Here is an 18,295-nt window from a genome sequence, read left to right as displayed (position 1 = left end):
GACTAACCTCCCAACCCACTGGCAAAGAGTTGCCAGTAAACGGCGTTTAAAGTGCCAAGCAAAATGGCAATCGAATAAGGGAAAGGCTTGCTGGCCACCTCGTCTGAAGTCGGCGCCAGATAAGACTGCGCCCTCAAAATCAGCCAATAGCGCCCCAGGGTCTGTAATAATTGACCGCGAACCAGCACTATCAGGAAACCGCACACGCCACCGGCGATCAGGCTGAATAAAGCAGCCCACAACGCGTAATGGAACGGTAGAAAACTGCCGACCATGGCCATCAACTTGACGTCACCGGCGGCCATGCCACCCGAGGCGTACATGGGCAGAAACAGTGCAAAACAGATCAGGATGCCCAACAGGCCGTCTCCCAATCCGCTGACTCCCCCTGAGTACGTCTGAGCGACCAATCCCAAGGCAAGTCCCAACAGAATCAGCAGGTTGGGAATACGGTGGCGAAGCAGATCGCTCACCACCGCCACGCCCAAAAGTCCTATCAGTAAAACAGTCGATACCATCAGTTCCGTGGACATGGCGTGCCTCCCGACCGGGAATTATTGTTATCAGCAAGCACCACCGTTGACCGCAGCGCACAGCGCCGTGATCTTGGTCGTCACTGCACCGCCCAACAGAGTGAAAATCGCGGCAACAGCCACCGTAATCAACCCACCCGCCACTGCGTATTCCACAATGGTCAGGCCATTTTCATCTTCAGCGAACTTGCGTATCGAAGTTCTGATTGTTTGCAGAGTCATTTTGTGCACCTCACTTCAACAGTCATACAGACTAGAACGTGCATTGGCAGGGACAGCGCGAAGTCCATTGAGTTATCCGGTAAACAGTAGCGACCGGCTGTTCCATGGACTCGCTGCGTCCCCCCCACCTTGAGTTGTCGTTACTAGCACGCCACGTTGCCGTTGACGGCCTTGCACAGCGCCGTGATCTTGGTATTCACTGCTCCGCCCAAAAGAGTGAATATTGCGGCGACAGCTACCGTAATCAGCCCACCGGCCACTGCGTATTCCACAATGGTCAGACCGTCTTCATCTTTGGCGAACTTCAGTACCGAAGCCTTGATAGTTTGCAGAGTCATTTTGCCCACCTCACTCGAATGTTGTTCTTCCGGGGAGCAGCACTTTTTGCACTGCTTGTAGCTACCTTAGTCAGGGCATCCCCAAGGGGGTTAGGAGGATTTTGCGCATCGCTAGGACTTTTTTGCGGGCACTACCAATCACTGGATAATTGGCGTCCGCAGAAGGAAAAGAAGGGAAAGGAAAGGCTCTAAACAAGGAACGGCGGGCAAAGGCCATTGCCTATGATTCACAAGCGACGAACGGTTGATCGCAAATCCGCCGCCAACGCGCCAATAAATAACCGCCCGACACTGACTGACAGGCAAACCATAGAGCGCATAGAACTAAATTCGGGTTTTCTTATCAGGATTTAGTCTGCAAAGCGATATCACATTGACAATACTACTCAGCGGATAGAGGCACGAAGAACCTCGGAAGCCAGAGCCAAACACATGACGTCAAACGTGATCAGGAAACCATCACTACTCTGGTTCGATCGGACCCACGATCGGTCCACCCCAGAACTCATGGCGCAGTTCGAGCACGCCTGCGACTGCAAACTGGCGAAAGGCTCCACATTTTCCAGCGGGATGCAGGCCGACATGATCTGCATCCATTTTGATCGCCCCGACACACCCGGCCTGAGGATGCTGCTGGAGATCAAACGCTCCGCCCCGACCATTCCGATCACCATGTTCACCGTGCAGCACTCCGAAGAGCTGGCCGTATGGGCGATGCGTTCCTGTGTCTGGGAATACATGGTGCTGCCCCTTTCAGCCGCCGAAAAGAATCGCTACCTGACGGCTGTCGTTCAGTTGCACGAGCTGCGCCGCAATGTTCGCGACCAACGCAAGACGTTGCAGATCGACCATTCCCCGACCCTTCCGGGCAGTATCCGGATGACGCCGGAACACCAAAAACACCAGGCGTTGAGCAATGTGCTGCTGTACATCGATCAGCACTTTCGGGACAACATCGATCAGAGGGATGTGGCCAAACGCTGCGGCATGACGACCTTTCGCTTCAGCCGCCTGTTCAAGGAAGCCTACGGCCTTGGCTTCATGGATTACATCTTGAACAAACGCATGAGTTTTGCGAAGGAATTGCTCGGCAACAGCCAGATGCCTATCACCAGCATCGGCTATGAAGCCGGTTTCAAGGACCCTTCCTACTTCGCTCGGGCCTTCAAGCATTTCGCCAACTGCACACCCAGCGAATACCGCTTGGCGCACCAGCAGCTTAGAGCGTCGGTAGTTGCAGAGCTGGATGAAACAACCGCTGAAGTGCTGGATAACCTGATCCATAGCCTGGGAGGCTGAGGGACTTTTATAACGCGCACACAAAAACGCCGCTCAGTGAGCGGCGTTTTCGTTAAATATGGAGCGGGAAACGAGACTCGAACTCGCGACCCCGACCTTGGCAAGGTCGTGCTCTACCAACTGAGCTATTCCCGCAATGGCGTCCCCTAGGGGACTCGAACCCCTGTTACCGCCGTGAAAGGGCGGTGTCCTAGGCCACTAGACGAAGGGGACACGCTACCCGGAACACATGGTGTGTGTTTCGGTGTCCAGACCCGCATCCGAAGACTTGGTTCTGGTTTCACTCAGCCCTGCCCGAAAGCAAAGCCGTTTAAAATTGGAGCGGGAAACGAGACTCGAACTCGCGACCCCGACCTTGGCAAGGTCGTGCTCTACCAACTGAGCTATTCCCGCATTGGCGTCCCCTAGGGGACTCGAACCCCTGTTACCGCCGTGAAAGGGCGGTGTCCTAGGCCACTAGACGAAGGGGACACACGTACAACATTCACTCCCTACCGCGTTTCGCTGTGTGCTTTCCGCTGTAAGTGGCGCGCATTCTATGGATGGATTGAGGGGTCGTCAACCCCCAACTATAAATTTATTTAAATCAATGACTTCGCCCCCCTTTAAGGGGCAATTCCGGGTTTTCGTCCGACCGGGGTTTGACGCCTATATTCTGTCACTCGCCAAGGCGCTATAGTCCCCTCCAGCAGATGATGGCAATGTGCACCCATCCACACATTACCTATATAGGCAGCGCAAAAGCTCGATCCAACTCGTCGCGCCACCCTATGCGCTCCCAGGCTTAGCCACTACACTCGCATRCAAACCCTATAAAGAGGTCTTCACGGTGACACCACTCATGATCACCCTGCTAGTAATAGTCGGGATCGCAATATTGATCGCCATTGGCTACATGAACCATGTGGTGGAAAACAATAAACTGGAAAAGGCCCGCACCAAGGTCGAACTCAATGATCGACTGCGCCGCTGTGGCGAAATCACCGAGACCTTCCCTGGCCAACTGATGACTCCGGCGCTCAAGCTGCTGCTGACGCGACTGGAGCTCAACGTGTGCCAACGCCTGCTTAATCTGGATAAAACCAATTCGGCGGCCAAGGCCCGCATCGAGGAACTGAGTGCACTGGTCGCACGAGGTGAATCGATTCCGGTCAACAACCCACCGGCACCGATCCAGACTGAAGCCAAGGCCAAGGACGTACGCTTTTTGCTTGAAGCCTTGCATGGCCAGATCACTCGCGCAGCACAGGACGGTTTCCTGCCAACCAACGAAGCCAAGCGCTGGATTCGTGAAGTTCGCCACATCCTGGTATTGCTGCACATCGAGTTCTTCAACAACCTCGGTCAACATGCACTGCAGCAGGAACAACCCGGGCAAGCCCGCCTGGCGTTCGAACGTGGCGTGCAGTACTTGCGTAAACAACAAGACCCGCAGGTTTACAGCGAGCAGTTGCAGTACCTGGAAAAACTGCTGGCGCGCGCCAACTCCATGGTGCTGACCAACATTGCACCGGTGGAAGGCGAAGTTAACGAGTTGACCGAAGGCCTCAAGGAAGTGGAAGCCGACGCAGACTGGAAGAAGAAAGCTATCTACGACTGATAGTGGTGATGTGCAAAGCCGCACAACACCCGTGGCGAGGGAGCTTGCTCCCGCTGGGTCGCGAAGCGACCCTCCCCCTTCGCTCAGTTCAGTCAGACCGCAAGTACCGCTGTACAACTGCTGCACCCGAGCGCGGACCGCGCTGACGGGAGCAAGCTCCCTCGCCACACACGCTTACAACCTGAAATGCCCCACCATCCCCTTCAGCTCAACCCCCAACTGTGCCAGCTCGATACTCGACGCGGCATTGCCTTGCATGGCGACTGAAGATTGATCGGCACTGGCACGGATGCTGGTCACGCTGCGATTGATCTCTTCGGCAACCGAACTCTGTTGTTCGGCCGCGGCAGCGATCTGCTGGTTCATCTGCTGAATCAGCGAGACCGCCGCAGCGATACTGCCCAGCGCACTCTCGGTCTGTAGCGCATCACTGACGGCAAGCTTGACCAACTCGCCGCTGCTCTGGATTTGCTGCACCGAAGCCTGCGCAGCTGAACGCAAGGCACTCACCAGACGCTCGATTTCCTCTGTGGATTGCTGGGTACGCTTGGCCAGGGCACGGACCTCATCGGCTACCACGGCAAAGCCCCTGCCCTGCTCACCCGCTCGCGCGGCCTCGATGGCCGCATTGAGTGCCAGCAGGTTGGTTTGCTCGGCGACGCTCTTGATCACGCTGAGGACAGTGCCAATGTTCTGGATTTCCGCACTGAGGCTTTCGATGCTGGAACTGGCCGACGTCGCCGAGTCAGCCAGTTGCTCGATGCGCTGCATGCTCTGACGCACGACCTGCTGACCGGTTTCGACCTTGCCGTCTGCGGTCTGCGCCGCCAATGCCGCTTCCTCGGCATTGCGCGCAACATCATGCACGGTCGCGGTCATCTGATTCATCGCGGTGGCGACTTGTTCGGTTTCTTCCTTCTGGCTACTGACTTCCAGGTTGGTCTGCTCGGTCACCGCCGAGAGCGATTGCGCGGAATTTGCGAGCTGCTCGATACCCGCCTGCAAGCCGCTGACAATACTGCTCAACCCTGCGCCCATTTGCTGCATGGCCTGCATCAACTGGCCGATTTCATCACGCCGCGTCACCTGCACGGTCGCGCTCAGATCGCCCGCCGCAATTTTCTGGGCAACCAGAATCACACTGCGCAGTGGCGCAACGATCAAGCGGGTAATCACCCACGCGGCAATCAGCCCGACCAGCAGCGCGAGCGCCGAGGACGCAATGATCAGCGCCGAATTCTTCTTCAGCTCTGCCTGCATCGACCGGTCCTCGGCCGTGTAAGCCTGATCGACCCGCTGCACCACTTCGGCGGCGCGCTCATGCAACTGCTGATAGACCTTTTTCTCCTGAGTCAGCAGCCCTGTGTACTCGGCAAGTTTTTCGCTGAAACTGGCAATATGCCCGGCCACTTCGTTGAGCACTGTCTGGTAGCCCGAGTCCTTGACCGCGCTCTTCAATGCCTCAACCTGGGTCAATGCCTGGTCGGCCTGTTCAATCTTGCCTTGCTCGGCACTTTCGTCACTGGCCTTGCGGCTTTGATCCAGGCGCACTCGCGCCTCATTCATGGCCTGCAACATCAGCCTCGACACCTGACTGACCTGGTTGGCTTGCTCGATAACCTCCGCGCCTTCCTTACCTTGCGTATCCTTGAGCGCATAAGCRCCATCGTCGGCAAGGCCGCCCTGCAGCACATCAAGGTTATTGGCCACGCTGGACACCGACCAACTGGCCATTTCCAGCGCCAGTTCCTTGGACTGGGTCAGCTCGACGAACTCATCGAAGGCTTTGCGGTACGCCCCCAGTGACTGCTCGACATCATTCATCATCGGGACGTTAGCCGCCGACTGTGCCTTGAGTTGCGTTGCGAGGGCGACCAACGCGTCAACACCCTTGTGCAAGGCATCGACGGTTTTCGGATCACTGTGCAAGGCGTATTCCTGCTCAAGCAAACGCACCTTGAGCAAACCACTGTTGAGCGACGACATCTGCTTGAGCCCGTCGAAGCGCTGGCTGATGGTTTGCAAGGACCAGACGCCGATAGCAGCCACCACGGCTGTCAACATCAGGACCAGAATAAAACCGACACCCAGTTTTTTTGCCATACCGAGGTTGGCAAAACGTCCTTGCACGGCCGAAATCATTGCTCGTAACCCCCTTCCCATACTCAATGGCAACACGACCATTTTCTGTTGTTGCAGATTCGCAATGGGGTGCCCCCAAGCACAAGCCTTTGGCGCCGCGATAATGGCAAAAAGCTACGCGCGAGTCGTTTTCAGAACGGTTGAAGTCGATCCGGTAATGCGCAGGCCTGAAAAAACGCCTGGGCCCGAGGATCGCTGGCATAGGCCACATTGATGCGCAGCCAGTCGCCGGTTTCACCACTGGGGCTGAAGGCCGTCCTCGAGGACAGCACGATACCGAATGAGTGAGCCAGCGTGCGCACCCGCGCCGGTTCGTGCTCTCGTGGCCTGGCCCAAATGTACAACCCGCCCGCAGGCTTGCCGAACACCTCCCAGTCCGCGTCCTCAAGCACCAGCAATGTCGCCGCCAAATCCCGCCTCAATCGCTGACGCTGGCGCTGTACCAGTTTGCGGTAGGCGCCATTGGCCAACAGATTGCTCACCACCGATTCGCAAAACCGCGAAGCCCCCAGGCTGGTAATCATCTTCATGTCTGCCAGGCGCGTAATGATTGCGGCACTGGCCACGACATAACCAACCCGCAGCGAACTGCTGAGGGTTTTCGAAAAGCTGCCGACATAGATCACGTTCTGACACGCGTCCATTGCCGCCAGACGGGTGCCGGCACTGCCCTGAAAGTCAGCGTAGACGTCATCCTCGACGATGATTAACTCATGACGCTTGGCCAATTGCAGAATCCGTTGTGCAACGGCGGGTGCCAGGCTACTGCCGGTCGGATTGTGGAACAGGCTATTGATGAACAACGCACGGGGATTGTTCGCGTTCAACAAGGATTCGAGTACTTCGATGTCGGGGCCGCGAGAGGTCCGCGGTACTTCCAGCAACCTGATGCCATGCAACCTGAGCAGCTGGAACAGATTCGAATACCCCGGACTTTCGACCACCACGCAATCACCCGGCTTGAGCAGCGCCCGTACGATCAGATCAAGCCCATGAGTGGCCCCCGTAGTGGTGAGAACCTGGTTCTCATCGACGGCAATACTCATCTGTTGCAGGCGCTTGAGGATCTGTTGGCGCAAGACCGGCAACCCGTATGAAGGGCTGTAATTGAACAGTCCGGCCATGTCGGTACGCGAAACCTGGCGAATGGCATAACTGAGATCGTCGCTCTCGCGCCAGCTTTCGGGCATACCACCTCGCCCCAGCGGCAACATGCCCAGCGGGTCGTCGACCACTCCGACACTGTTTGCGTCAGCCGCCGCGGGGCCCGATGGGTCAGCGCAACGATGTGTCGCGCCCAAAGGCCCGGCAACGAAAAACCCCGAGCCATGACGCGATGCCAGCACGCCTTGGGCGACCATGCGCTCATAGGCCTCGATGACACTGGACTGACTGAGCAGGTTTTCCCGGGCCAGCTGTCGAATGGACGGCAAACGCGTTCCTGGCTCGACGGCACTTTGGCGAATCCAGCCAGCAAGGGCATCAACAATTTGCTGCACGACAGGCACCAGCGCCTGTCGATCGATTCTCAATTCCATGAGAGACCCACTCCAACTGTTTTTCTGGACCCAGTTAAGCACAGGCGCTGTCATCACAATGTGCGACAACGCCGCTAAAACACCCTCCTCTAACCCTTTGAAACACAATGCCCGACGCTACGTCGCAGGCAACCCCTCAGAACGCCGTCACCCCGCCATCCACCGCCAGCGAGTGACCGGTGGTGAACGCCGCCCCATCGCTGCACAGATACAGCACCGCACTGGCAATTTCCTCGACCTTGCCGATACGTCCCACCGGGTGCATGGCGGCGGCGAAATCGGCTTTCTTCGGATCGGCTTCATAGGCACGGCGAAACATGTCCGTATCGATAACCGCCGGACAGACTGCATTCACGCGGATTTTCTTCTTCGCATATTCGATGGCTGCCGATTTGGTCAGGCCGATGACCGCATGCTTGGACGCCGCGTAGATGCTCATCTTCGGCGCCGCGCCAAGCCCGGCCACCGAAGCGGTATTGACGATCGCACCGCCACCTTGCGCCAGCATCAACGGCAGTTGGTACTTCATGCACAACCAGACGCCTTTGACGTTGACGCCCATGATCGCGTCGAACTCATCGAGTGTGCCTTCGGCGAGCTTGCCCTTTTCGATTTCGATCCCGGCATTGTTGAAGGCGTAGTCGACGCGGCCATAAGTGCTTACTGCTTTGGCCATCAGGTTTTGCACGTCGCTTTCCAGGGTCACGTTGCATTGCACGAAAACCGCTTCGCCACCGGCAGCCCGAATCAGCTCGACGGTACCTTCGCCGCCAGCCACATCAAGGTCCGCGACCACCACTTTCAAGCCTTCGGCGGCAAACGCCTGGGCGGTCGCGCGGCCAATACCGGCGGCAGCCCCTGTCACCAACGCAACCTGGCCGGAAAACGTCATGCTCATTGTTATGTCCTCGAACGATGTGGGGGGATCTCGTTCTCGCAGTCTAAGCACCCTGCCCTGTCACGCGGCAGCACTATCAGAGGGCCGGTTGATTGCTTATGAGTTGCAGTGATGGATCAGCCCACCCAACTATCACTCCATTGAATCGGGATGTATTCGCTGAGTCAGCAAACCTTGCGACAAGCGCCATGAGGGTCTATCAATCAGACTTCATTCAACTTTGAGTGCCCGCCATGACTGCCCAGATCAACCGCCAATTCCTGCTCGCCAAACGCCCGGTGGGAGCTGCGACCCGCGAGACCTTCACCTATCAGCAAGTCCCTGTCGGCGAGCCGGCGGCGGGCCAGATCCTGGTCAAGAACGAGTACCTGTCGCTGGACCCGGCCATGCGTGGCTGGATGAACGAAGGCAAGTCCTACATTCCGCCCGTGGGCATCGGCGAAGTCATGCGCGCCCTCGGCGTGGGCAAGGTGATTGCCTCGAACAACCCGGGCTTTGCCGTGGGCGACTACGTCAACGGTGCGCTGGGCGTGCAGGATTATTTCCTCGGTGAGCCACGAGGCTTCTACAAGGTCGACCCGAAACTGGCGCCATTGCCGCGTTATTTGTCAGCACTGGGCATGACCGGCATGACCGCTTACTTCGCGCTGCTCGATGTCGGTGCACCGAAGGCCGGGGAGACTGTGGTGCTGTCGGGTGCCGCCGGCGCGGTGGGCAGCATTGCCGGGCAGATTGCCAAGATCAAAGGCTGCCGCGTGGTGGGCATCGCCGGCGGCGCGGACAAGTGCAGGTTCCTGATTGACGAATTGGGCTTCGACGGCGCCATCGACTATAAGCACGAAGACGTGGTTGCCGGCCTCAAGCGCGAATGCCCGAAAGGCGTAGACGTGTATTTCGATAACGTCGGCGGGGATATTCTCGACGCCGTGCTCAGCCGCCTGAACATGAAGGCCCGCGTGGTGATCTGCGGCGCCATCAGCCAGTACAACAACAAGGAAGCGGTCAAAGGCCCGGCCAACTATCTATCGCTGTTGGTCAACCGTGCACGGATGGAAGGCTTTGTGGTGATGGATTACGCCGCGCAGTTCGCCGCCGCCGGGCAGGAAATGGCCGGATGGATGGCCAAGGGGCAGCTCAAGAGCAAGGAAGACATCGTCGAAGGACTGGAGACATTCCCGGAAGCGCTGATGAAGCTGTTCAGCGGTGAGAACTTTGGCAAGCTGGTTCTGAAGGTTTAACGCAAACCAATGTGGGAGCGAGCCTGCTCGCGATGCCGGGCTGACATTCAACATCAATGCTGACTGTTATGGCCCCATCGCGAGCAGGCTCGCTCCCACATTTGGATCTTCAGTGTTTGATCAGGCCAGTTCGGCCACGACGTCGGCCAGGGCCTTGGCCGGATCGGCTGCCTGGCTGATCGGACGACCAATCACCAGATAGTCGGAACCGGCATCCAGTGCCTGGCGCGGTGTCAGGATGCGACGCTGATCGTCCTGGGCACTGCCCGCCGGGCGGATCCCCGGCGTCACCAGTTGCAGCGACGGATGCGCCGCCTTCAACGCCGAGGCTTCCAGCGCCGAGCACACCAGGCCATCCATCCCGGCTTTTTCTGCCAGTGCCGCCAGACGCAACACCTGCTCCTGTGGCTCGATGTCCAGGCCAATCCCGGCCAGATCTTCACGCTCCATGCTGGTCAGCACGGTCACGCCGATCAACAGCGGTTTTGGACCGCTGCGCTGGTCGAGCACCTCGCGACAGGCTGCCATCATGCGCAGGCCGCCGGAGCAATGCACGTTGACCATCCACACGCCCATTTCCGCAGCTGCCTTGACGGCCATCGCGGTGGTGTTCGGAATGTCATGGAATTTAAGGTCGAGAAACACCTCGAAACCCTTGTCGCGCAAGGTCCCGACGATTTCCGAAGCGCAACTGGTGAACAGTTCCTTACCGACTTTGACCCGGCACAGCTTCGGGTCCAACTGGTCGGCCAGCTTCAGTGCGGCGTCACGGGTAGGGAAATCCAGGGCGACGATGATAGGAGTCTGGCAGGCGGACATGAGTGGGCTCTCAGGCAAGTCGAAATCGGCGCGCATTGTAGCGGAACGCGAGCCCGTCCGGGACCCGATGATCGGTAAATCATCGTCAACAGTGCCGGTTGCCGGATGATAAACCCCGCGCGCCCGGCAATTGTGTCGAAACGGATACACTCACGACACGCCCTCAACACCGCCCAAGGCTACCCTCGGCAACCGCAAGACTTCCTACAGCACTTCCCGCCTCACGGCCGGACGTCTTATGCTGAAGCCACAACCTCGCAGCCCATCTTTTGTGGTTGGCAGCCTCTCTGGCAGATGAACGTACGCATGCAAAATAGCCCTGCTCCTCTGAACGATGATCAAAAAGCCCCCGCAGCCGGCGAAGACAAACGCTGGAACACCCGCGCGCTGATCGTTGACGACGACGTTCCAATCCGCGAACTGCTGATCGACTACCTGGCCCGTTTCAACATCCTCGCCAGCGGCGTTACCGACGGCGCCGCCATGCGTCTGGCGCTGCAAGCGGAGCATTACGACGTGGTCGTGCTGGACCTGATGCTGCCCGGCGAAGACGGTCTGTCGCTGTGCCGCTGGTTGCGCGCCGAATCGGACATCCCGATCCTGATGCTCACCGCCCGCTGCGAACCCACCGACCGCATCATCGGCCTGGAACTGGGGGCCGACGATTACATGGCCAAGCCGTTCGAGCCACGAGAGCTGGTCGCACGGATTCAAACCATCCTGCGCCGCGTACGCGATGACCGTACCGAACAACGCGCCAACATTCGCTTCGACAACTGGCGCCTCAACAGCGTGCTCCGCCAGTTGATCTCCGTCGATGGTCTGGTAGTGCCGCTGTCGAACGCCGAATTCCGTTTGCTCTGGGTATTCATCGAACGCCCGCGACGAGTGCTCAGCCGCGAGCAATTACTGGACGCCGCCCGTGGACGCTCGATCGAAGCGTTCGATCGCAGTATCGATCTACTGGTCTCGCGCCTGCGGCAAAAGCTCGGTGACGATCCAAAATCACCTCAGTTGATCAAAACCGTTCGCGGCGAAGGCTACCTGTTCGACGCCCGAGACATCGGCTGATGCGTGCGCGCTTCGATACGCTGTTCGGCCGCCTGTTTGGCGTGCTGTTGCTGGCAATTATCCTGGCGCACCTTCTGGCGTTCTTCTGGTTCCACCATTACGGCCATCCCCCGCCCCCTCCACCGCCGGAGTTTTCCGCCGGGTTCAACGGGCAACCGCCGCAGCCCTTCAAACACAGGCCACCGCGTCCCTGGTTTGGCGGCCCGGTCGTACCGCTGACCTTTCAGCTTATCTCGCTGGTGATTGCCGCCTGGTACGGCGCAAAGCTGCTCTCACGACCAATTCAACGCTTGAGCGCGGCCGCCGAGAGCCTCAGCGAAAACCTCGACAGCCCACCGCTTGATGAGTCCGGTCCACGAGAATCGCGGCAGGCGGCGCACACCTTCAACCTGATGCAGAAGCGTATCCGTGAGCAGGTGCAGCAGCGTTCGCGAATGCTCGGCGCCGTTTCCCATGACCTGCGTACGCCACTGTCGCGGCTAAAGTTGCGCCTGGAGCAGATCGACGACATCAAGCTGCAAGGGCAGATGCGGCAAGACCTCGACGACATGATTCGCATGCTCGATGCGACCCTCAGCTACCTGCACGAACAACGTACCAGCGAAGCCCTGCAGTGGATGGACGTGCAGGCGCTGATCGAATCGCTCAGCGAAAACGCCCAGGACCAGGGCGCTGACGTGCAGGCCAGCGGGCACTGTGCACCGTTGCAGGTTCAACCGATGGCCCTGCGGTCGTGCATCAATAACTTGCTGGACAATGCCTTGCGGTACGCCGGCCAGGCACTGATCACCCTTGAAGACAGCCGTGAACAGTTGATCATTCGAGTGATCGATCATGGCCCGGGGATCAACGCCGACAAACGCGAAGCCGTGTTCGAGCCGTTCTTTCGCCTGGAAGGTTCACGCAACCGCAACTCTGGCGGCATTGGACTGGGCATGACCATCGCCCGCGAAGCCGCTCAACGGCTGGGCGGAGCATTAAGCCTGGAAGAAACCCCGGGCGGCGGCCTGACGGCCGTGGTCTGCCTGCCACGGGTCTGACAGACTCTGTGTGCTGATTCGTACAAATTCCACATACCCACGACAACTGCTCCCCCGAGGCTGCATGGGCCGGTGCCTTCACCGGTTTTATCCATCCAGGGAGTGAGCCCATGATCGGCAGCGTCAGCAGTAACTCCAGCTATACCAGCGCCACCAGTGCGGCGTACACCGCGCGACTTCAGCAGCGTCAGAAAGAGTTGTTCGCCAAGCTCGACACCGATGGCGACGGAACCGTTTCCAAGGATGAGCTGAACAGCGCCCTGGCGAAGAAAAGCGACAGCCGCGTACTGAACAGCCTGAGCCAGCAATTCAGCAGCCTGGACTCCGATAACAGTGGTGGTCTGAGCAGCCAGGAAATGGCTGCCATGACGCCATCGTCCTGCCAAGCCCATAATGATCAGCCGCCCAGCACCGAACTGGCCGACAGCATGCTCAGTCTTCTGGACAGCAACAGTAATGGCAGCATCAGCAGCGATGAGCTGAGCAATGGCCTGACGAAAGCCGGCAGCACCGCCGACAACAAGAGCCTGTTTGCGGCGCTGGATACGAACAACGACGGGAGCGTGAGCAAGGACGAACTGGTTGCCGCCCTCACCCCACCTCAGCCGCCGCAGCAACTGTCCAGCCAGTCCCTGTTTGGCCAGCTCGACACGAATGGTGATGGCAGCATCAGCACCAGCGAACTGAGTAGCGCCCTGGCCGCAACCTCGTCCACCAGCAGCACCGACAATGGTGCGGCCCTGCTCACGGCTCTACAGACGGGCAGCAGCCAGAACAGCGGGACCATCGATCAAGGCGCAGTCGCCGAGGCCTTGAGCAAGTTGATCGTCAGCATGAATCAGCAGTACTCGCAGGCCAATACCCTGAACTCAAGCAAAAACCTGAGCGCCGCGGCCTGAGGCTGATCAGCGCATAACCTATGGCGAGAGGGTGCCACTAAGTCAAGCCGCTACGCGATCCGTAGCAGCTGGCGCAGCCTGCGTTCGGCTGCAAAGCAGTCGTAAAATCAGACACCACGTTTTTTCAGGTTAACAGTGGAGGCAGGATTTACTGATTCACGACTGCTTCGCAGCCGAACGCAGCCTCGCAGGCTCGGCAGCTGCTACGGGAGCAATCCTGCGCCGTATTTCAACGCCTTTCTTCAACCCGCGCCTGACTGTTGCTCCAGTCGGTCAACAGGCTGTACGCCACGGCCAACAAGGTCGGACCGATGAACAAGCCGATAAAGCCAAAGGCGATCAACCCGCCAAACACCCCAAGCAGCACGATTACCAACGGCAAGTTGCCGCCACGGCTGATCAGGTAGGGCTTGAGTACGTTGTCGACGCCGCTGATGATGAACGTGCCCCAAATGCCGAGGAACACCGCCATGCCGTACTCGCCCTTCCAGGCCAGCCAGGCCGTCGCCGGAATCCACACCAGCGGCGGGCCCATGGGAATCAGGCTGAGCAGGAACGTGACGATACTCAGCACCAGTGCGCCCGGAATACCGGCAATCAGGAAGCCGATCAGCGCCAGGACCGCCTGGGCGGCGGCGGTGCCGATGACCCCGTTGACCACCCGCTGCACCGTTCCGGCGACCAGCTCGATGTAATAACCGGCACGCTCGCCGATCAGCCGCTCCAGCAAACGGTGAGCAAACATCGCCAAGCGCGGGCCGTCCCGATAGAAAAAGAACACGAAAACGATGCTCAAGGTCAGCTCGAGGATCCCTCCGCCGATCTGTGCACTGCGCGCCAGCAACCAGTTGCCGACCTGCCCCAGATAGGGTTTGACCGCCAACAACAGCGCCGCGCCTTGCTGATCAAGGCTGTTCCAGAGCCCAGCCAGCCGCTCGCCAACCAAGGGTATCCCGGCCAGCCACACCGGTGCCGCCGGCAAGCCGTCAACTTGTACATCCTTGAGAAACACCGTGGCATCACGCACATGATCGGCCAGGTTAAAACCGAGCCACACCAACGGCACCGCCACCAGCACCATCCAGCCCAGCGTCAGCAACGCCGCCGCAAGGGATTCGCGCCCCTTGAGCCAGCGGGTCAACAAACGCATCAGCGGCCAACTGGCGAACGCCAGCACCGCGCCCCAGAACAGCGCCGACCAAAAGGGCGCCATCACCCAGAAACTGGCACCGAACAACACCAGGAGCAGGATCTGCACCAACAGGCGATCGTTATTGATCATGAAAAATCTCGAGCCAGGTCAATCAACAAAGAGTAGGCGAACGGCCAATGACACGTTCGCCGAGGAAAAAACTATCGCAGGAATTCGATGTGCAGGCCGGTTGCCGGTACGTTGCCGAGTTCCATCCGCGCCGCACGTACGCCCTGCCCGACCAGCGCCTGACGCCAGGCTTCAGCGTTGGCTCCGGAAACACTGACGCGCAAAGTCGTATCGAGGTTCAAGCCGCGCGACAGCAATGTCAGCCACACCGGTTGCGGATCGCCCGTCAGCCGCGGCAGGTCCAGCACGCCGGTGTCCTTGAGCTGACGCAACAGGGTCGCCGAGGTCGGCAACAACTCGCCCAATGGCGTGCTGGCGTCGAATTGTTCGACGTGCAGATAGGCTTTTCGATTGCCCCGAGTGATGCTGTAAAGCGCCAACAACGAGTTGTCCTGCGGTGCCGCGAGTCGCAGCAGCAGGTAAGCCTGTTGATCGTCGGCACCGTAGAGCTTGGCGTTGCCGAACACTTGATTGGCCCACAGGCTGCTTTCGCCGCAATCACGGGCCTGGCACCAGAACAGCAGTTCGGCCCCCTGTTTCTGCAAGGCTTCGCGAGCGGCGGTGAAGGCCTCGGTGGACGAATGCTCGGGCGGCAACTCGTAGGTCACCGAGGTCACTTTTCCACGGGCACTGACCTGGCCATCGAAACGCAATTGGCCGCTGATTTTGCGGATCGAGCCCATGGGATAGATCCGTTCAAGCTCCGCAAGCGGGCGATAGTCGACGATCTGCGCATCGGCCAGACGCGGCACCAGCGGCAAATCGTGACTTCCCGGTACATCGGCGGCAAACACCAGCGAACTGAAACACCCCATCCCCAACCAACAGATCAAGCGCATGCTGTTCAACCTTGAAGGTACTCTCATCGGATCAGCATGGCCTGAGCGCCTTTGACGACATTGGCGTCGTCGTTACGCGGCGGAATCTGCAAGCCACGCTGCACCGCCGGGCGAGCTTCCATCACCGCCATCCAGCGTTGCAAGGCGGGTAAACCGTCTACCGAAACGCCAGACCACTCATGGCCACGGACCCACGGGTAAGTGGCGATGTCAGCAATGCTGTAGTCATCGGCCAGGTACTCGACAGTTTCCAGACGCGTGTTCAGCACTTCATACAAACGCCGGGTTTCATGCTGATAGCGGTCGATGGCGCCCTGAAGCTTCTCCGGGAAATAACGGAAAAACACGTTGGCCTGCCCCTGCATCGGGCCAATACCGCCCATCTGGAACATCAGCCACTGGATCACCACCGAACGCCCTTTCGGATCCTTGGGCAGCAGTTTTCCGCTCAGCTCAGCCAGGTAGATGAGAATCGCGCCAGACTCGAACACGGCGAAATCACCGTTGTCCCGATCGACAATCGCCGGAATCCGGCCATTGGGATTGATCTTGAGAAACGCTGGAGCCTTTTGTTCCTTTTTGTCGAAACTCAGGACATGCACCGTGTAGGGCAAGCCGAGTTCCTCGAGCACGATAGAGACCTTGTGGCCATTCGGAGTCGCAGCGGTGTAGAGATCTATCATGGTTGTCTCCCCTTTCAACCCGCCCAGCCTCGACAGTTGCCCGCTGCAAGTCAAGGAACGGCGAAGAACCGATTGAAACAGTCTGCAACAAGGGCGGCGCCGGGCTCGTCATTCAGGTGCAAATGATGGCCGCCGGGCAGCTGTTCACGGCTAAAGGGTAGACGCTCCAGCAATTCCGGGTGTTTGGCGAGCATGCCGTCAGCGGCAACCACCAATTGCGCAGGACAACTGATTCGCTGAACGAAGGACATCGCCTGTTCATCGGTCAGACGCAGTGGCGACGCCAGCGTCAGGCGACTGTCGGTGCGCCAGGTGTAGCCGCCCGGCACCGGCATCAAACCCCGCTGAGCGAGTAACTCGGCGGCTTCACGACTGACCGCGACCAGGCCTTTCATACGGGCTTCGATGGCGCGATCCAGGGTGTTGTAGACCGGTTTGCGTTTTTCTTGCAGATCCAGCTGCGCTTGCAGGGCCATGCCCATGCGTTCGGCGGCGTTGTCGTGAGCGGCGGTGGGCGGAATCACCCCGTCGATCAGCGCCAGATGCGTCACGCGCTCGGGCAAGGCACCGGCGAGTACCACCGAAACGATTGCGCCCAAGGAATGGCCCAGCAGCGCAAACCGCTTCCAGCCCATCTGCTGCGCAACTTGCAGCACATCGTGAGCGTAATCCCACAGCGCATAACCGGCGCCCAATGGCCGATGCCCGGAATGCCCGTGGCCGGCCATGTCCAGCGCGACAATGCGCAGGCCTTCAAGCTTCGGCACCAGGCGCGCAAAGCTGTTGGCATTGTCAAGCCAGCCGTGCAAGGCAATCACCGGCAGACCGTCTTCAGGACCGAACAGGTGCGCGGCCAACTCGATGTGCGGCAGGCTCAGGCGGACTTCTTCGACGCTGTTCATGCGCAACTCCGCTCGCTGTGCCCATCCCAACGGCTGAACAGTTTTTTTAGTAACGTCGCGGTGTCTTGCGGGCGTTCAAGGGGAAACATGTGGCCGCCGGGCATTGTCAGCGACTCGCCTTGTGGCATGCGGCCGACGAAGCTGGCGTGATGGCGCATGACCACCCGGCTCTGCCGGCCACGAACCACCGCCAGCGGTACTTTCAACTGGCGAGGACGGCCTGGACTGGTGTGCGGAACACCACGGTAGATGCTGATCTCGGTAGCCGGATCAAAGCGCAGGCGCAGGCGATCACCAACCTTGTGCAAGCCGTGTTGCAGGTACGCATCGAGGCAGTCCGGATCAAAACCGCGAAACAGGGTTTTACCGGCGAAATAGCTGCGCGCCGACTCCAGGTCGGCGAACTCCTCGCGACGCCCCAACGTGCGGCCGGCCGGGGTCAAGCGGTCGATAAAGCCAAAACGCTTGGCGGCGCGGATAACCCATTGATCGGGGCGGGTCAGCACCGGTGAATCCAGCATCACCACGCCACGATACAGCTCCGGGCAACGCAGGGCCGCGTGCAGGTGCAAGACGCCACCAAAGGAATGGCCAACGCCCCACACCGGCTCGGGTTGCTGTTTCAGGTGATGGATCAGCTCGTCGACCAGGTTGTGCCAGTTATCGTCGGCCGGGAACCGCGGGTCATGGGCGTGCTGCTGCAGATGCGCGACCTGGTACTCCGGCGCCAGCGCGGCAAACAACTTGCCGTAGGTGCCTGAAGGAAAGCCATTGGCATGGGCGAAAAAGATCTGCTGCGGCATAACGGCGCGTCCATAAACGAAATCAGGTGTTGATTGTCCGTAAGACACAAGCCCACAGCAATGACCGTAACTGCCAGGAATGATGACAGTCAGGCCAAGGCTATGGGCCT

Annotated in this window: 18 protein-coding genes, 4 tRNA genes and 1 pseudogene; 6 read left to right on the top strand and 17 right to left on the bottom strand. The window is 59.2% G+C overall.

Translation table 11 applies throughout. From position 1 onward, the window contains the following. Positions 1-2: 2 nt before the first annotated feature. The 3 genes from AC1DHT_RS08325 to AC1DHT_RS08315 all read right to left on the bottom strand — a co-directional run bounded on the left by AC1DHT_RS08325 (position 3) and on the right by AC1DHT_RS08315 (position 1,093). Positions 3-533 (bottom strand): A24 family peptidase, encoded by a 531-nt coding sequence (locus AC1DHT_RS08325; RefSeq protein WP_427545241.1) that lies wholly within the window; start codon positions 531-533, stop codon positions 3-5. Positions 534-563: 30 nt separating this feature from the next. Next, entirely contained in the window at positions 564-755 is a 192-nt protein-coding gene (locus tag AC1DHT_RS08320; RefSeq protein WP_427545239.1) for a Flp family type IVb pilin, read from the bottom strand. A 143-nt stretch (positions 756-898) separates the two neighbouring features. Further along, on the bottom strand, positions 899-1,093 hold the full coding sequence (locus tag AC1DHT_RS08315) for a Flp family type IVb pilin (RefSeq protein ID WP_427545237.1): 195 nt from the start codon (positions 1,091-1,093) through the stop codon (positions 899-901). 432 nt (positions 1,094-1,525) lie between these two features. Between AC1DHT_RS08315 and AC1DHT_RS08310 the strand changes: the two genes are divergently transcribed. Then, positions 1,526-2,392 carry a response regulator transcription factor gene (locus tag AC1DHT_RS08310; protein WP_427545235.1) on the top strand — a complete coding sequence of 289 codons (867 nt, stop codon included), beginning with the start codon at positions 1,526-1,528 and terminating at the stop codon, positions 2,390-2,392. A 59-nt stretch (positions 2,393-2,451) separates the two neighbouring features. Here AC1DHT_RS08310 and AC1DHT_RS08305 read toward each other — a convergent pair. From AC1DHT_RS08305 to AC1DHT_RS08290, 4 genes are all read right to left on the bottom strand, one after another. Beyond that, a tRNA-Gly gene (locus AC1DHT_RS08305) sits at positions 2,452-2,527 on the bottom strand. A gap of 2 nt (positions 2,528-2,529) precedes the next feature. After that, positions 2,530-2,605 (bottom strand) — tRNA-Glu (locus tag AC1DHT_RS08300). A gap of 104 nt (positions 2,606-2,709) precedes the next feature. After that, a tRNA-Gly gene (locus AC1DHT_RS08295) sits at positions 2,710-2,785 on the bottom strand. 2 nt (positions 2,786-2,787) lie between these two features. Next, positions 2,788-2,863: transfer RNA gene (locus tag AC1DHT_RS08290), tRNA-Glu, on the bottom strand. A 370-nt stretch (positions 2,864-3,233) separates the two neighbouring features. Between AC1DHT_RS08290 and AC1DHT_RS08285 the strand changes: the two genes are divergently transcribed. Then, positions 3,234-3,992: a hypothetical protein gene (locus AC1DHT_RS08285; RefSeq protein ID WP_427533974.1), complete on the top strand. Its 759-nt coding sequence runs from the start codon at positions 3,234-3,236 to the stop codon at positions 3,990-3,992. Positions 3,993-4,166: 174 nt separating this feature from the next. On the opposite strand, the gene AC1DHT_RS08280 is transcribed toward AC1DHT_RS08285, so the two are convergent. From AC1DHT_RS08280 to AC1DHT_RS08265, 4 genes and pseudogenes are all read right to left on the bottom strand, one after another. Then, positions 4,167-5,030, bottom strand: a complete 864-nt coding sequence (locus tag AC1DHT_RS08280; RefSeq protein WP_427533975.1) for a methyl-accepting chemotaxis protein — start codon at positions 5,028-5,030, stop codon at positions 4,167-4,169. Continuing rightward, positions 5,028-6,056, bottom strand: a pseudogene (locus tag AC1DHT_RS08275) (HAMP domain-containing protein); the annotation flags it as partial. The gene AC1DHT_RS08280 and the pseudogene AC1DHT_RS08275, both read right to left, overlap by 3 nt. A gap of 209 nt (positions 6,057-6,265) precedes the next feature. Next, entirely contained in the window at positions 6,266-7,672 is a 1,407-nt protein-coding gene (locus AC1DHT_RS08270; protein ID WP_427545710.1) for an aminotransferase-like domain-containing protein, read from the bottom strand. 136 nt (positions 7,673-7,808) lie between these two features. Further along, positions 7,809-8,570 (bottom strand): SDR family oxidoreductase, encoded by a 762-nt coding sequence (locus AC1DHT_RS08265; protein WP_427545712.1) that lies wholly within the window; start codon positions 8,568-8,570, stop codon positions 7,809-7,811. A 233-nt stretch (positions 8,571-8,803) separates the two neighbouring features. Between AC1DHT_RS08265 and AC1DHT_RS08260 the strand changes: the two genes are divergently transcribed. Then, positions 8,804-9,808, top strand: coding sequence for an NADP-dependent oxidoreductase (locus tag AC1DHT_RS08260; RefSeq protein WP_427545714.1), 1,005 nt, complete (start codon positions 8,804-8,806; stop codon positions 9,806-9,808). A 120-nt stretch (positions 9,809-9,928) separates the two neighbouring features. Here the strand turns inward: AC1DHT_RS08260 and pyrF are convergent, their stop codons facing one another. Further along, complete coding sequence (gene pyrF / locus AC1DHT_RS08255) at positions 9,929-10,627, bottom strand: orotidine-5'-phosphate decarboxylase (protein ID WP_162491267.1); 699 nt, start codon at positions 10,625-10,627, stop codon at positions 9,929-9,931. A gap of 306 nt (positions 10,628-10,933) precedes the next feature. Between pyrF and AC1DHT_RS08250 the strand changes: the two genes are divergently transcribed. The 3 genes from AC1DHT_RS08250 (at position 10,934) to xopAW (ending at position 13,637) form a co-directional block, all read left to right on the top strand. Further along, positions 10,934-11,698 carry a response regulator gene (locus tag AC1DHT_RS08250; RefSeq protein WP_054593397.1) on the top strand — a complete coding sequence of 255 codons (765 nt, stop codon included), beginning with the start codon at positions 10,934-10,936 and terminating at the stop codon, positions 11,696-11,698. Further along, on the top strand, positions 11,698-12,738 hold the full coding sequence (locus AC1DHT_RS08245) for a sensor histidine kinase (RefSeq protein WP_427545717.1): 1,041 nt from the start codon (positions 11,698-11,700) through the stop codon (positions 12,736-12,738). Before AC1DHT_RS08250 ends, AC1DHT_RS08245 begins: the two co-directional genes overlap by 1 nt. Positions 12,739-12,848: 110 nt before the next feature. Next, the gene (gene xopAW, locus AC1DHT_RS08240) at positions 12,849-13,637 is read left to right on the top strand and encodes a XopAW family type III secretion system calcium-binding effector (RefSeq protein ID WP_427545719.1); all 789 of its coding nucleotides are present in this window, start codon (positions 12,849-12,851) and stop codon (positions 13,635-13,637) included. 229 nt (positions 13,638-13,866) lie between these two features. Here xopAW and AC1DHT_RS08235 read toward each other — a convergent pair whose 3' ends face one another. From AC1DHT_RS08235 to AC1DHT_RS08215, 5 genes are all read right to left on the bottom strand, one after another. After that, positions 13,867-14,919, bottom strand: a complete 1,053-nt coding sequence (locus tag AC1DHT_RS08235) for an AI-2E family transporter (RefSeq protein ID WP_427545721.1) — start codon at positions 14,917-14,919, stop codon at positions 13,867-13,869. 71 nt (positions 14,920-14,990) lie between these two features. Next, entirely contained in the window at positions 14,991-15,797 is an 807-nt protein-coding gene (locus tag AC1DHT_RS08230) for a DUF4892 domain-containing protein (RefSeq protein WP_427545723.1), read from the bottom strand. A gap of 23 nt (positions 15,798-15,820) precedes the next feature. After that, positions 15,821-16,480 carry a glutathione S-transferase family protein gene (locus tag AC1DHT_RS08225; RefSeq protein ID WP_427545725.1) on the bottom strand — a complete coding sequence of 220 codons (660 nt, stop codon included), beginning with the start codon at positions 16,478-16,480 and terminating at the stop codon, positions 15,821-15,823. Positions 16,481-16,530: 50 nt separating this feature from the next. Beyond that, positions 16,531-17,382 carry an alpha/beta hydrolase gene (locus AC1DHT_RS08220; protein WP_427545727.1) on the bottom strand — a complete coding sequence of 284 codons (852 nt, stop codon included), beginning with the start codon at positions 17,380-17,382 and terminating at the stop codon, positions 16,531-16,533. After that, complete coding sequence (locus AC1DHT_RS08215) at positions 17,379-18,185, bottom strand: alpha/beta fold hydrolase (RefSeq protein WP_427545729.1); 807 nt, start codon at positions 18,183-18,185, stop codon at positions 17,379-17,381. Before AC1DHT_RS08215 ends, AC1DHT_RS08220 begins: the two co-directional genes overlap by 4 nt. Positions 18,186-18,295: the final 110 nt, after the last annotated feature.

This window comes from Pseudomonas sp. 05N432 (genome assembly GCF_056396945.1).
This window is presented reverse-complemented; position numbering and strand designations above follow the sequence as displayed.